16 protein-coding genes are annotated in these 14,290 nt (G+C 46.9%); 8 read left to right on the forward strand and 8 right to left on the reverse strand.

Going from position 1 to position 14,290, the window contains the following annotated elements; translation table 11 throughout:
- Positions 1–13: 13 nt before the first annotated feature.
- The 8 genes from LZF95_RS19265 to LZF95_RS19300 form a co-directional block, all read right to left on the reverse strand.
- Complete coding sequence (locus tag LZF95_RS19265; protein WP_233756670.1) at positions 14–811, reverse strand: SDR family oxidoreductase; 798 nt, start codon at positions 809–811, stop codon at positions 14–16.
- A gap of 1 nt (position 812) precedes the next feature.
- Positions 813–1,850: a zinc-binding dehydrogenase gene (locus LZF95_RS19270; RefSeq protein WP_233756672.1), complete on the reverse strand. Its 1,038-nt coding sequence runs from the start codon at positions 1,848–1,850 to the stop codon at positions 813–815.
- A gap of 3 nt (positions 1,851–1,853) precedes the next feature.
- The gene (locus LZF95_RS19275) at positions 1,854–2,561 is read right to left on the reverse strand and encodes an orotidine 5'-phosphate decarboxylase / HUMPS family protein (protein ID WP_233756673.1); all 708 of its coding nucleotides are present in this window, start codon (positions 2,559–2,561) and stop codon (positions 1,854–1,856) included.
- Positions 2,562–2,992: 431 nt separating this feature from the next.
- Entirely contained in the window at positions 2,993–4,063 is a 1,071-nt protein-coding gene (locus LZF95_RS19280; protein WP_233756675.1) for a dipeptidase, read from the reverse strand.
- Positions 4,064–4,066: 3 nt separating this feature from the next.
- The gene (locus tag LZF95_RS19285) at positions 4,067–4,783 is read right to left on the reverse strand and encodes an SAM-dependent methyltransferase (RefSeq protein ID WP_233756676.1); all 717 of its coding nucleotides are present in this window, start codon (positions 4,781–4,783) and stop codon (positions 4,067–4,069) included.
- 88 nt (positions 4,784–4,871) lie between these two features.
- On the reverse strand, positions 4,872–5,636 hold the full coding sequence (locus tag LZF95_RS19290; RefSeq protein ID WP_233756677.1) for an alpha/beta fold hydrolase: 765 nt from the start codon (positions 5,634–5,636) through the stop codon (positions 4,872–4,874).
- A gap of 62 nt (positions 5,637–5,698) precedes the next feature.
- Entirely contained in the window at positions 5,699–6,049 is a 351-nt protein-coding gene (locus tag LZF95_RS19295; RefSeq protein ID WP_233756678.1) for a four helix bundle protein, read from the reverse strand.
- 88 nt (positions 6,050–6,137) lie between these two features.
- On the reverse strand, positions 6,138–6,854 hold the full coding sequence (locus tag LZF95_RS19300; protein ID WP_233756679.1) for a pyridoxine 5'-phosphate synthase: 717 nt from the start codon (positions 6,852–6,854) through the stop codon (positions 6,138–6,140).
- Between the two features lie 63 nt (positions 6,855–6,917).
- Between LZF95_RS19300 and LZF95_RS19305 the strand changes: the two genes are divergently transcribed.
- The 8 genes from LZF95_RS19305 to LZF95_RS19340 all read left to right on the forward strand — a co-directional run bounded on the left by LZF95_RS19305 (position 6,918) and on the right by LZF95_RS19340 (position 14,252).
- Positions 6,918–7,370, forward strand: a complete 453-nt coding sequence (locus tag LZF95_RS19305) for a GatB/YqeY domain-containing protein (protein ID WP_233756680.1) — start codon at positions 6,918–6,920, stop codon at positions 7,368–7,370.
- Position 7,371: 1 nt separating this feature from the next.
- Positions 7,372–7,920 (forward strand): CvpA family protein, encoded by a 549-nt coding sequence (locus tag LZF95_RS19310; RefSeq protein ID WP_233756681.1) that lies wholly within the window; start codon positions 7,372–7,374, stop codon positions 7,918–7,920.
- On the forward strand, positions 7,901–8,491 hold the full coding sequence (locus LZF95_RS19315; RefSeq protein ID WP_233756682.1) for an aminodeoxychorismate/anthranilate synthase component II: 591 nt from the start codon (positions 7,901–7,903) through the stop codon (positions 8,489–8,491). Before LZF95_RS19310 ends, LZF95_RS19315 begins: the two co-directional genes overlap by 20 nt.
- A gap of 247 nt (positions 8,492–8,738) precedes the next feature.
- The gene (locus tag LZF95_RS19320) at positions 8,739–9,473 is read left to right on the forward strand and encodes an RluA family pseudouridine synthase (RefSeq protein ID WP_233756683.1); all 735 of its coding nucleotides are present in this window, start codon (positions 8,739–8,741) and stop codon (positions 9,471–9,473) included.
- Positions 9,474–9,860: 387 nt separating this feature from the next.
- Complete coding sequence (locus LZF95_RS19325) at positions 9,861–10,358, forward strand: histidine phosphatase family protein (RefSeq protein ID WP_233756684.1); 498 nt, start codon at positions 9,861–9,863, stop codon at positions 10,356–10,358.
- An 88-nt stretch (positions 10,359–10,446) separates the two neighbouring features.
- Positions 10,447–12,012 carry a glycerol-3-phosphate dehydrogenase/oxidase gene (locus LZF95_RS19330; protein ID WP_233756686.1) on the forward strand — a complete coding sequence of 522 codons (1,566 nt, stop codon included), beginning with the start codon at positions 10,447–10,449 and terminating at the stop codon, positions 12,010–12,012.
- A 6-nt stretch (positions 12,013–12,018) separates the two neighbouring features.
- Positions 12,019–13,521 (forward strand): glycerol kinase GlpK, encoded by a 1,503-nt coding sequence (gene glpK / locus LZF95_RS19335; RefSeq protein ID WP_233756687.1) that lies wholly within the window; start codon positions 12,019–12,021, stop codon positions 13,519–13,521.
- Positions 13,518–14,252 carry an MIP/aquaporin family protein gene (locus LZF95_RS19340; RefSeq protein ID WP_233756688.1) on the forward strand — a complete coding sequence of 245 codons (735 nt, stop codon included), beginning with the start codon at positions 13,518–13,520 and terminating at the stop codon, positions 14,250–14,252. Before glpK ends, LZF95_RS19340 begins: the two co-directional genes overlap by 4 nt.
- The last annotated feature ends 38 nt before the right edge of the window (positions 14,253–14,290 follow it).

The following is a 14,290-nucleotide window of genomic DNA, read 5'->3' on the forward strand; positions in this document are numbered from 1 at the left end:
TTGTTTATTGGGTTCATTTATGGGGGACGGTGCTCGAGTCTTTTGGAATGTTCCGACCGATCATAGGGAATTGCTCCAAGTCTATAACTTGACCGCTGATAGGCCCACTTTCATCCGAAAGCCAGTAAATGGTTGCCAGAGCTATTTCTTCCGGCCAAATAATTCTACCGGATGGAGCATAGAGCTTTGACAGGTTTTTGTACCAGGAGTCAGCAAGTCCATGTTCTCTTTTTCGTTCAATCTCCTTCTCTGTAAGGACCCAGCCAGGATTAATCTGATTGACCCGCACGCCGTTTTCCCGGAAAAGAGAATCCCCCAAATTCCGTGTCATGGTCATCAAGGCTCCTTTGGTGATACTATAAGCCAAAAGGTTGTGCTCGCCACTCCAGGCATTTATTGACCCTATGTTCAACACCGTCCCATGACTTTCGATCAAATGGGGAAGTGCCGATTGTATCAAAAACAAGGGAGCAAAGGTATTGACTTCCAATAGCCGGTTTAAAAAGGCTTTATCTGTAGAATGGATGTCTGATGCAGCCACAATAGCTGCATTATTGACGATGGCATCAAGTCGTCCCCATGATTTTATTGAAAGGTCCACTAGTCTTTGGGGAGCGCCTTCATTGGAGAGATCTTCTAGGTGAAGTCTTGCTTTTTCAGCCCCCAATTCGGAAACGACCTGAATGCCCAGATCTTTCTCTAATCCGTGGATGATTACTTTGGCACCTTCGGCTACAACTCTTGTGGCTATGGCTTTGCCTATTCCCATTGTGCTTCCTGTGACGATAATAACTTTGTCTTTTAATCGCATCTTATACCGGTTTTAATACACTTTTTACGACTGCCCCGCTGTGCATTTTTTCAAATGCCTCATGCCATGCTGTAATCGGCCAGATACCTCCGATGATGGGTTTTACATTTAACGTTCCATGGGCAAGCAGGCCGATTACTTTTTCCCAGATAGGCCAATTATGGCTGAAACTTCCCTGAAGTCTTATGTTTTTTTGTACTAATGGATCTATGGAGAAATTGCATGGGGTAGGCCCCCAGCCTACTTTGGTGATTTGTCCATTTGGACGCACCAGCTCCATTGCGATTTTCAATGTGGCACTGACTCCTGCTGCATCGATTATCAGGTCTGCGCCCAAACCGTCTGTTTTTCTCGCCCATTCAGTAGCGTCGTTGATAAGAGGAGTGACGCCATAGCCTCTTGCTATTTCCAGCCTGCCTCTGTCTTTTTCCAGCCCTAAGATGGCTACATCTCCACCGCAAATCTGGGCTACCGCCGCACATAGAATGCCGATGGTCCCCGGTCCGATTACGATTACCCGATCTCCGGGTTGGATGTGGGAGTTGACAACGGTGGCATTGTAGGCGACCGAGCAGGGCTCGGTCAGGCAGGCTTCTTCAAATGACAATCCATCAGGGACACGGTGCAAACATCTGGCAGGAACCCGTACGAATTTGGTCATAGCTCCATTCACCCCGTAACCGAAGCCTTTTCTGCCAGGATCCAGATTGTACAAGCCGATTTTGCTCATGGGGTTTTGAGAATCGATCACTGCTGCGGTCTCACTGACTACCCGATCGCCTACTTTCCAGCCCATCACCCGGTCCCCTACTGTCACTATTTTTCCTCCGAATTCGTGTCCCAAGACCACCGGATAATTCACAGGCCAGCTATGATCGGATGTCCACTGATGCAGGTCGCTTCCACATACACCCACATTCTCCACTTCCAACAAAATGTCCTCGTCCCCGATTTCAGGAACGGGGATTTCTCTGATTTCTACGGAGCCTTTGGCTTCTGAAAAGTTGACCACGGCAGCTGATTTACCTGATATTGACATGAATTATTGGGGTAGGGAATTGCTGATTGATTGAGAATGTATGGCCGCGCAAATTTTCCTTAGAGAGCCCTCTAGATCGCCATCGGCAGTTTTGAAAGTGTCCGCATCAATAGTCAATGGAGCTCCAAGTACCACAAGAGGCGCTCCATAGTGAGGGCATTGGACGGCCTGCTCAAGTGAAAGGCCCCCTACGGCCTGAACCGGGACCTTTACAGCGTTGACCACTTCCCGTAATTGATCAAGCGGGCTAGGCATGCGGCGGCCGGCCGCGGCAATTCCCCGACGCTCATCGTATCCTATATGATGGATCACGTAGTCACATCCCAAATCCTCTAAAAACCTAGCTCCCTCGATCATGTCCGGACAACCCAGGTTATCACCCATTACTTTCACTCCGTAATCTTTCCCCGCCCGCACCACGCATTTGATGGTTTCTTCATGCGCCCTGGCCATGACCACCACGTGGGTCGCACCGGCTTTTGCCATCATTTCCGCCTCTAGATAGCCGCCATCCATCGTCTTTAAATCAGCCACAATTGGGATTCCGGGGAATGCTTCCCGCAATTTTCTGACTCCATGAAGACCCTCCGCAAGGAGCAATGGCGTACCGGCTTCCAGCCAGTCCACCCCTGCCCGTATTGCCATAGCGGCCGTTTCCAGAGCTTCGTCGATGTCAGTAAGGTCCAAAGAAATTTGTACTATAGGTTTCATTTTGGGTCAGGTTATAAGTAAGCAATGGAATCAAGCAAGACAAATCATTACGCAAGGGGACGGTTATCTGTCATGCGGTATTCTCCCAGACCAAGTTCACGACAGCTTACCAAGGTTTTAGGAACCAAAAGAGCGCTGGACTTTGGTTTTTTTAAGATAAGGAAAATTGCAAAAGATACTTTCCTGTTTTGGGATAAAAGGGGGAATTGTATGCTGGGAAATGATAAAAAACAATCTCTCTGGGCAGAAAGCTTGTAAAATAGATCAGCGCTCGGTGGCGGGGCTCAGGCACTGGCTCTCTGAATTAGGGGTATGGAATGCTGGGATACTGTCCCTACATATTTCCGTGACAAATGCCCTGGGGATGACTTCCCGTAAAAAAAAGCCCTGATCAGGAGGGGAGAAGAGCTTGTGAATGGATGTCGTGGAAATTAAGACCAGGCTTTTCGGATAAATTTCAACCAGTTGCCATACATGATTTTATGGACGTCTTGCTCCGAATAACCTCTTTTGCGCAACAAATCAGGGATAGTGTTCAGATCAGTGATAGTCTTTAGATCAGCGGGGCTTTGCTCCGTCCCAAAGGCGCCATCCAGATCTGAGCCGATCCCTATGTGGTTGGCATTGCCGGCAATCTGGCAAATATGATCCATATGATCCAAAACAGTTTCCAATGTCACGCCCCTTTCTTGCGGGGTGGATTTTCCTCTTTCCCATCCAGGGCTTAGCATCCATGCATCCATGGCAGCTCCGATCACGGCCCCGCGGTCAATCAACGCTTTGATCATTTCGTCCGAAAACTGACGGTTGTGATCCACCAGTGCCCGGCAGTTGTTGTGACTTGCCCAGACGGGGCCATTGTGGATTTCCAGCGCGTCCCAAAAAGCCAGATCACATAAATGTGTTGCGTCAAGGATTATCCCCAGCTCATCCATCTTGCGGATAAGTGCCTTTCCTTCTTTGCTCAAAGGAGCGGAGGCATCTGTTCCATGTGCGTAGCGACCCGGGCCGTAATGGGCCGGGCCAAGAGCGCGAAGCCCGGATTCATAGGCTTTCTCCAAGTAATCCACGCTTACAATGGAGTCGGCTCCTTCTAAGGAAAGTATAAAACCCACAGGTTTTACTGCATTATCCTCCCCGTTTTCCCATAGCGCAACGTGTGCATCCAACTCGACAAGATCTCTGATCTGTACCATTTCGCCTTTTTGCGCCATGGCCAGATACCAAGCGAGCTGACCTTGGGTCTGGGCCCATGCCTGCTCCGGAGAATGCCAGCCTGGAAGTGAATTGCCGGGAGCTACATAGCGGGCAATTTGTGTGGCGACGACCAGTCCTATGTTTCCTTCTCTTAGCGCGGGCAGGGAAACCACCGCATTGCCACGATCTGGCTTGTCGTTCAGTCCTTTTTCTCGGGCGTTGATCTCTGAAACGGGCAGCGTGAGGTCACGATTCCATTCCAGTGCATTCATACTCAGATCCAGGTGGGCGTCTATGGTAAACATGGCTTAAAAGCTTTGAAGGATGAAAACAGTTGGGATTTTATGAAGATCAAGGGGAAGTTCTTTCCATTCTTGGGCAGTTTTGGTCAGGATCATTTCGTCCGAACCTGTGATGTTCTTTGCGATGCAAAGCTTGGTCTGGGGAGCTAAGGTTTTTAGCAAATCCTCCAGCAGTTGATTGTTTCGGAATGGGGTTTCCATAAAGATCTGGGCTCTTTTTTCTCGCAGAGATTCGGTTTCCAGCTTTTTGATAGCAGAGGATTTGTCTTTTTTGTCTATGGGCAAATAGCCGTGAAAGGCAAATGATTGTCCTGAAAAACCTGAGGCCATCAAAGCCATGAACATGGAACTAGGACCTGATAGCGGCACTACTTGGATGCCTTTCTTGTGCGCGTGCTCCACCGCCAATGCTCCCGGATCGGCAATGCCCGGGCAGCCTGCTTCAGAGATAATCCCTATATCGGCGCCGTTGATTAGGGGTTGCATGAGCCTGTTAATGAATTCGGGTGAAGTTCCTTTGTCGAGGATTTCCATGTGGACATGGTCCAGATTCACCCCGAGCTTGAGGCTGCTGATGTATCTGCGCGCGGTACGTAGGTTCTCTACCAGATAAACTTTGGTGTTTGTGATCACCTCTTTTACCTGTGGTGTGATGACGGCATCTTGGGTATTGTCGGCCAATACATTGGGAATAAGGAAGAGCTTTCCTTTAGGTTTGGACATTTTATTAAGGTGGTATTTGGAAAAAGAACGGGGAAATAGCCTTATTCTGTACCAGAATGAAGGATGAAGTAATGAGAAAGAGCCAAAATCAGACCTGTTTCAAAAACCGCTTGATTTCTTCTACAACGGCGTCCGGCTGCTCTGCATGAAGCCAGTGTCCCGCATCTGTGATGAATTCTACTTCATTGTTGGGGAAAAACGCATCAATGTCTTCGAGGTCTGACTGCTGTATGTAACTGGAATTCGATCCTGCCAGGAAGAGTGTAGGCCCTGAGAAGCTTTTCCCATCTGGCAACGCCTTGCCTACTTCGTTGATTTTCTCAGTGATAACGGGAAGGTTGATTTTCCACATAAAACCATCCGAATCCCTTCCCAGGCTTTTTAGCAAAAACTGACGGACTCCGATTTCAGGCACGTAGTTGGCCAGCTCATCATCGGCTTCTTTTCTGGATTGTATCTCTGTCAGATCCAAGGCGTTTAATCCATCCAAAATGCTTTGATGATGCACGGCATAATAGCGGGGTGCGATATCGGCTACGATCAGTTTTTCCACTTTCTCAGGGTACTTCAGCGCAAAATTCATCGCTGTTTTGCCACCCATAGAGTGCCCCATCAGAAATGCTTTGGCCAAGCCCTCATTGTCCATGAGCTCTTTCAAGTCCTCCACCATCACCTCATAGTTCCACTCATCTGACTGGGGCGAATCACCATGGTTTCGCTGATCTACAAGGTAAAGGGTAAAGTTGTCCTTGAGCTCTTTGGAAATGCTGAACCAATTGTCTGCCGAGCCAAAAAGTCCGTGAAGGATAATTAATGGCTTTCCGGTGCCTATTTTTTTGAAGTTTAATTTCATGTTATTGTTGTCAACAGCCGACCGTCAACGGACGACAGCCAGCATGTGATTTACTTTTTTTTCTAAATTGAATTCCTAAGGGCTTGGGTTTTAATTGTTAAATCTTCGTAGGATTTATAAAACCTTGCAAAATCTGTCTCTGTGATAATTTCTCTTTTTTTTCCGAGATACAAACAGCTTACTACTTCAATCCCAGAACGAATGGAGTCTCCCAAAAACTTTTTGAACTCTGGATTAGATTGGCCCGGAGAGCCTTCCGCAATGTTCAAAGCTACAGAATCGGCAGCCCGTTGCATTTGCGTGGATAAAACAAATTTCTCCTCAGGTGGGAAAGCTTTTATTAAGACACTTATCTCTGCACTGAGATCAATTGCCAAGTTCCAGACCCTTAAGTCTTCGAATTTAAATGACATTTATTTGATTTTAATTTATGAACATAATGATCAGGGGCTGTTGTCGGTTGACTGTGGTCTGTTGACTATGTAATCTTCCAATCCAGAATTACAATTCAAGTTTCCTCCTATACATCTGTATGGTATTCTCCAAGCCATAATACAGTGCGTCACAAATCAAGGCATGGCCAATGGAGACTTCATCGAGATAGGGAATACGTTGCTTCAGGAAGGCCAGGTTCTGCAAATCCAGATCGTGTCCGGCATTTAGCCCAAGTCCCAATTCCCGTGCGATTTCAGCAACTTCCACATAGGGTTTTACCGCCGCATCCCTGTCTTTATGATAAGTTGAAGCATAGGGCTCGGTGTAAAGCTCCACACGGTCAGTTCCTGTCAGCTTTGCCGGTTCAAAGTATTTGATCTCCGGATTGATGAAAATCGATACACGGATCCCTGATTCATGCAGTTGGGCTACGATATCTTTCAGCATGCTCTGATTGGAGATGGTATCCCAGCCGTTGTTTGATGTGATGGCAGTAGGGGGATCAGGGACCAAGGTCGCCTGTGCAGGTTTGACCAAGCGTACCAACTCCATAAAGCGATGATCAGGATAGCCTTCAATGTTGAACTCTGTGGTGACTACGCGGGACAGGTCGATCACGTCCTGGTAGCGGATATGCCGCTCATCAGGTCGGGGATGTACGGTAATCCCCTGGGCACCAAATCGCTCGGCATCCAATGCTACTTTGACTACATTGGGGTTATCAGCACCGCGCGCATTGCGCAGGGTGGCGATCTTGTTAATATTTACGCTTAGTTTGGTCATATCCGGGTCGAAAAAGGTATTTTTGTCAGTAATATTTAGAAGTGTAACACAAACTTAGGACTAATGAGTTTAAAGCAGAAAATAGAAAGTGAAATTAAATCAGCAATGATCGCAAAAGATAAAACCCGATTGGGTGCATTGAGATCAATCAAATCGCTGATTCTTTTGGAAGAGACTAAAAGCGGAGCAAAGGCCGAACTCAGTGAAGAAGATGAATTAAAGCTCTTGACCAAGGCGGCCAAGCAGCGCAAAGATTCTGCGGATATTTATGAAAAGCAGTCCCGCACTGACTTATATGAGGTGGAAATGGCAGAGCTGAAGGTACTTGAGGAGTTTTTGCCAGAGGCCATGACAGATGAGGAAATTACTGCCGTGATCAGAGCTATCATTGCGCAAACCGGGGCGTCAAGTCCTAAAGATATGGGTAAAGTGATGGGGGTGGCCAGTAAGGAACTGGCTGGAAGAGCGGACGGGAAAGTCATCTCTGAGAAAGTGAAAGCTTTATTGAATAGCTAAGTTGAGCGTAATAGACATCATCATTGTACTTATTCTTGGCCTGGGGGCCTTTGAAGGGTTTCGTAAAGGTTTCCTACTTGGGATCCTAGGCCTTTTTGGATTTGTGATTGCCGTGATTTTGGGGATATATTTCATGTCTCCGGCTAATGATTGGCTGGCTGAAAATGTCACAGAGTTCAATCTGGGCTTTCCGATTTTTGGCTTTATCGTGATCTTTGTCCTTACCCTTCTAATTATCCGGATTGTAGGATGGATCCTGAAGCAGATTATGGACATGGTGTTGTTGGGGCCATTGGATGCTACAGTAGGGGCAATTTTCGGGGTGGTGAAGGCAGCTTTTTTTATAAGCCTGTTCTTTTGGTTGTCCAGCTTGTTCAAATTGGAGATGCCTGCCCAATGGACAAAGGACTCTGAGATGCTTTATTTCATAGAACCTATAGCACCAAGTATTGTGGCGTTCATAGAACCCTTTCTACCTAGCATGGAGGAAAGTTTAAGACAGTTGGACGAGATCGTGGAGAAAATAAAGGATGCTGCTTCTGCTGGATAATTTCGATTCCTTCAGTCACATGTTGGCAGATTTGCTCAGGCAGTCCGGGGAGGAATTGCAGGTGCTTCGCAATGATGTGTCGTTGGAAGACATCAACACGTTGGACTTTGGCGGCTTAGTCCTTTCTCCGGGACCTGGTGTGCCTCAGGATGCCGGGAATCTCATGAGTATCTTAGCGGAATATTATGATAAAGTCCCCATATTGGGGGTTTGTCTGGGCCATCAGGCCATCGGTGAATTTTTTGGAGCTAGGCTGAAGAAGAACGCCATTCCTACGCATGGCAAAGTACATGAAGTACATAAGACTTTAATCCATCCATACACAGCTGGAATTCCTGATGCTTTCATGGTCACGAGATACCATTCCCTGCAATTGACGGATTTGCCGGAGGAACTCGAAGTGATACTGGAAACTGAGTCAGGCGAGGTAATGGGAATTGCGCATAGAAATTTGCCGATCCTGGGCATCCAATATCATCCGGAAGCCTACTTGACTGAATACGGGTTGGAGTTGGTAAAGGCATGGGGTGAAAGCATTAATGCCGGGAGCCCGAAGGTGAGCCTGCGATAGTTCTCGGGCTGTATTTGGATAATTTACCTAGTGTACTAGTGAAAATATCGGATAATTCCCCTATTAGCTGATTTAGTTGTAGTTCGCCGCTTTTTCGAAGCTCTTGAAAAATCAGGTATCCAACTCCTGCGAAATTCTTACCTTTGTCACTGATTATGAAATCGAGCATTATTCTGAAAGTTACAAAGAGTAATGATTAAATACGCTGCGAGATTCCATCTGACAATTGAAAAACAGTTAATAACAGATGAAAAAGAAGCCATTCAGCGTTGTCTATGAGGACAACCACCTTTTGATAGTAAATAAAGCTGCAGGCATATTGGTGCAGGGGGATAAGACGGGAGATAAGACCTTGACCGATTACCTCAAGGAATACATTGCCAAAAAGTACGACAAACCGGGAGCAGTTTTTCTCCATCCTATTCACAGGCTGGACCGACCGGTAAGTGGTTTGGTGGCCTTTGCCCGTACCTCCAAGGGGCTGGAGCGTATGATGGAGCTTTTCCGCAAGCGGGATATCCATAAGGTCTATTGGGCGCTTGTGAAGCGAAAACCAAGGGAGGAAAGTGGGAAATTGACCCATTACTTGGTCAAAGACGAGCAGAAAAATCTGGTCACTGCCCATGACCGTGAAGTGCCGGGATCGCAAAAAGCCGAGCTGAATTACAAAACACTGGGATTTATGAACGATCACTGGCTGATCGAAGTACGACCTGTATCCGGACGTCCGCATCAGATCCGCGTGCAACTCGCTTCTATGGGTTGTCCTATCCGTGGAGATATCAAGTATGGCTTTGCCAAGCCAAACCCGGATGCGAGCATCAATCTACATGCGTTCAACCTCGTGTTTGTGCATCCTATCAAAAAGGAAAAACTTTATTTAAGAGCTGCCGTGCCGGAGGAAGAATTCTGGGAGCAGTTTTTGGAATTTGAAAGTGTCAAGACTAAGGATCAACACTTGGACAATTCCTTCAGCGGGTAAATACTTAACCTTCGGGATTACATTATTCCCGGAGGTTTTTTTATGTGGATTAGCCGCAAAGAGCGCAAAGGATTTCGCAGAGAAGTCACAGAGTTTTGCAGCCTTGAGCTTTATGTTCTTGTCTATATTTATTGAGGGGCTATGTTTTATAGGTCTGATTAAAATTCATTTATAGAATTGTTTAACTTTTGGGGATGAAATCGACACGATTAAAATCATCATTACAACACCCAAGGCAATGATTGTTTTAATCGTCAAAGGTTCCATATGGCCTTTAAAAGAGAAATTGTAATCATATGAAATCGAGCATGTCGCAGGCGACACACAAAGGGATGATTATCTACTATGCGAGATTCCATGTGACCATTGAAAAACAATTATAAACACATGAAATATATCCTACTCTTTTTAATCGCTTCTTTAGTTGCCGCATGCTCTGGCAAGCAGCAGCCCAAAACCATCTACATTGTCCGTCACGCTGAAAAGCTGTTGACAGGAGATGACCCAGAGCTTTCTGTAGCGGGAAATGCAAGATCCATAAAACTATCCCAGATTCTGGCCGATGAGGATATTCGGCATATCTATAGCACGGACTATAAAAGAACCCGACTGACAGCGGCACCAACTGCAAGTGCTGCCGGAATCGAAATCCAGACCTATGATCCAAAAAATCATGATGAGTTGGTAGAGAAGTTGAGGACTTTGGAAGGAAATATTTTGGTTGTAGGTCATAGCAATACAGTGGGCCAAGTCGCTAATTATTTTGTGGGAGATGGGGAGAAATACGATGATCTCAAAGATTCGGAATACAATTTCATTTACATCGCCACCCTTGAAGAGGATGGGACTTCCGCTGTGGTTCGGAAAACCTATAAGGATTATTGACCTGAGAAAGACTAGGTGATTCTATCTGCGATTTAGACTTTCCTTTCCCGATTTTTTTTCTACCTTAAATCGGTATTTTTAAAAGACTATGAATCGCCCGGAAAACCTCAAACAACTACAGAATAAAACTAAAATATGGGACATAGCCGTCATCGGCGGTGGATCCTCAGGCCTCGGAGTGGCATTGGATGCTATTTCCAGAGGACTTTCGGTTGTTCTGTTCGAAAAAGCCGATTTTGCCAAAGGCACATCCAGCCGTAGTACCAAACTTGTTCATGGCGGGGTGCGATATCTTGCCCAAGGAGACGTAGGGTTAGTTTTTGAGGCACTAAAAGAGCGCGGAAAACTATTGCAAAATGCTCCTCATTTAGCGCATAACCAGCCATTTATTATCCCCATTTTCACTGCCAAAGACCGATTCATGTACAGCATAGGGCTGAAGGTGTACGATTGGATGTCCGGCAGGTTGAGTCTGGGGAAATCCCAATTTATCTCGAAAGAGGAGACACTCAAACGGCTGCCGGGCCTCAAACCGGAAGGGCTCTATGGTGGTGTAGTCTATCACGATGGACAGTTTGACGATGCGAGGCTTGCGCTGAATCTTGCCCAGTCCGCAGATGAGGCAGGAACCTGTGTGCTTAATTATGTCAGCGTAAATAGCTTGGTGAAGAATGCGGAGGGGAAGATCACAGGGCTGCATGTCTCGGATAGACTGACACGGAAAAAATACGAAGTGAATGCCAAAATGGTGGTGAACGCAACAGGCGTTTTTGCGGATAAAATCCTGAAAATGGATAATCCCGAAGCCTCTAAAATGATTCAGCCAAGCCAGGGAATCCATCTGGTTTTGGATCTAGACTTTTTGGGTGGAAAGGATGCGCTGATGATCCCGAAAACCAGGGACGGGAGAGTGCTCTTCGCTGTTCCCTGGCATGGGAAACTCGTGGTCGGCACTACGGACACACTTCGTGAAAAGCCAAAATTGGAGCCTGAGGCACTACAAAAGGAAATCGATTTTGTATTGGAAACCGCGGCTGGCTACTTGGCCAAGAAGCCAACCAGAGCAGATGTGAAATCTGTTTTTGCAGGGTTGAGACCTTTGGCTCGGCCAAAAGAAGGAAGCACCAAGACCAAAGAGATCTCACGTTCCCACAAAGTGATTTTATCTGAGAGCGGTCTGGTCACCTTGACCGGAGGGAAGTGGACCACTTTTAGGAAAATGGGGGAAGATACGGTGGAATATTTTACCCAAGTGACAGGAGAAAAGCTCAAGAAAAGTAAGTCTTTGGATATGAAAATTCATGGTGCTACCAACCGGGTGCCTGCGGGGCATTGGGGTATTTATGGCTTCGACGCCCAGCCCATTCAGGATTTGACCAGGGAGAATGTGGCCTGGAAGGATAAACTCCACCCTGATTTCCCCCATATAGAAGCAGAAGTCATCTGGGCAGTTCGGGAAGAGATGGCGATGAAAGTGGAAGATGTGCTTTCACGTAGAATCCGCATGCTCATGTTGGATGCGCAGGCTGCCATGGACACGGCTCCTAAGGTGGCTGAGCTGATGGCTGCGGAAATGGGAAAAGATGAAAAATGGATAGCATCGGAATTGACTGACTTTCACAAAACAGCTTCGAAGTATTTGATAAAAAAATAACCCAAAATGAGCCAAAATAAACCCTATTTAATGGCTCTGGATCAAGGTACGACCAGTTCCAGAGCTATTCTTATTGATAAAAAAGGCAAGATTGTATCGATTGCCCAGAAAGATTTCAAACAGCATTTCCCAAAGGCAGGCTGGGTGGAGCATGATCCCAATGAAATCTGGACTTCCCAGTCCTCGGTCATGATCGAATCCCTGGTCAATAAGAGTATCCGTGCAAACCAGGTAGCCGGAATCGGAATCACCAATCAGCGGGAGACCACCATCGTCTGGGATAGGAAGACCGGGGAAGCCATCTATCACGCAATCGTCTGGCAGGATAGGCGGACTGCCGAATTCTGCAATGAACTTAAAAATCAAGGTCATGCAGAAATGGTGGCTTCAAAAACGGGTTTGATCATCGACGCCTATTTTTCGGCCACCAAGATCAAATGGATTCTGGATAATGTAGAGGGCGCCAGGGAGCGGGCTGAAGCCGGCGAACTTGCTTTTGGAACAGTGGATTCTTGGTTGGTATGGAAGCTTACTGCAGGCAAAACCCATATCACCGACATTACCAATGCTAGCCGGACGATGCTTTTCAATATCCATTCACAGGAATGGGACAAAGAGTTGCTGGATTTATTTGAAATCCCTGGGTCCCTTTTGCCGGAGGTGAAATCATGCAGCGAGATCTATTGTGAGACAGCCGGGGATGTACTCAGTGTGAAAATCCCTATCGCAGGGATTGCAGGAGATCAGCAGGCCGCACTTTTTGGGCAGCTGTGTACTGAACCTGGAATGGCAAAAACCACCTATGGTACCGGTTGCTTTTTGGTCATGAATACGGGCAAAGAGGCAGTGAAATCCAAAAATCAGTTGCTCACCACGGTTGCCTGGAAGATTGGTGATGAAATCAATTATGCATTGGAGGGATCGGTATTCATTGGAGGAGCTGCAATTCAATGGTTACGGGATGGTCTTGAACTTTTCAGGCATGCGCGTGAAAGTGAGCGCTTGGCCGATAGTATAGAAAGTAATGACGGGGTATATTTTGTGCCTGCACTCTCCGGATTGGGAGCTCCACACTGGGATCAGGATGCAAGAGGTGCTTTTTTCGGTATCACAAGGGGCACTACCAAGGCCCACATGGCAAGAGCGGCGCTGGAAGCCATTGCTTATCAGGTTTATGACGTGCTCAAAGCCATGGAGAAAGACAGCGGAAAGCCTACGCAGGAGCTTCGTGTAGATGGTGGAGCTACCGCCAACAGCTTTTTGATGCAGTTTCAGGCGGATTTGCTGGATTGTGAAATCAAACGTCCGGAAATCATAGAAACCACGGCAATCGGTGCGGCATTTCTGGCCGGTTTGGCAGTTGGGTTTTGGAAAGACCGGGAAGAGATCAATTCACTCTGGAATGCGGATAAAAGCTTTGTGCCAAATATGGAAAAATCAGAACAAAAGAAACTGATTCACTTTTGGCATAAGGCAGTGGAGCGATCTAAAAGCTGGGTGGAACTATGAATGTATATCTGGCAGAATTAATTGGAACAGGGCTTTTAATGCTATTGGGCTCAGGGGTGGTCGCCAATATGCTGTTGCCAAAAACCAAAGGAAATGGAGGAGGCATCATGCCGATCACTACGGGTTGGGCATTGGCGGTTTTCGTAGGAGTAGTCGTGGCAGGTCCCCATAGTGGTGCGCATATCAATCCTGCTGTCACCATAGGTTTGGCTTTGACGGGCCAATTTGACTGGGCATTGGCCCCGGGATATATCATTGCCCAGGTTTTGGGGGCAATGCTCGGAGTAGGGATAGCTTGGCTGTTTTATAAGGATCACTTCGAAGCTTCCGATGATGCAGGCATTAAAGCAGCTCCTTTTGGCACTTCACCTGCAATTAGAAATCTCCCCTTAAACTTCTTCTCTGAAGTGGTGGGGACTTTTGTCTTGATTTTAGTTATTCTCTATAATGATGGAGTAGAAATAGGTGACGGCAATAAAACTCCTATCGGTATGGGCTCTTTGGGGGCGATTCCGGTAGCATTCCTGGTTTGGGTGATAGGATTGTCGCTGGGTGGAACCACGGGGTATGCGATCAATCCTGCCCGTGATTTTGGGCCAAGACTTATGCATCAGATTTTGCCTATAAAAGACAAGGGAAGTTCAGATTGGGGATATGCCTGGGTTCCCATAGCGGGGCCATGTGTGGGAGCAGCTTTGGCGGCAGGATTGTATTTGCTGGCGGGATCCTAAGGAACTTAGAGGGTTAAAGTTGGGGTTTTAGAATTGGC

This window comes from Algoriphagus sp. AGSA1, assembly GCF_021390545.1.
Classification (GTDB): domain Bacteria; phylum Bacteroidota; class Bacteroidia; order Cytophagales; family Cyclobacteriaceae; genus Algoriphagus.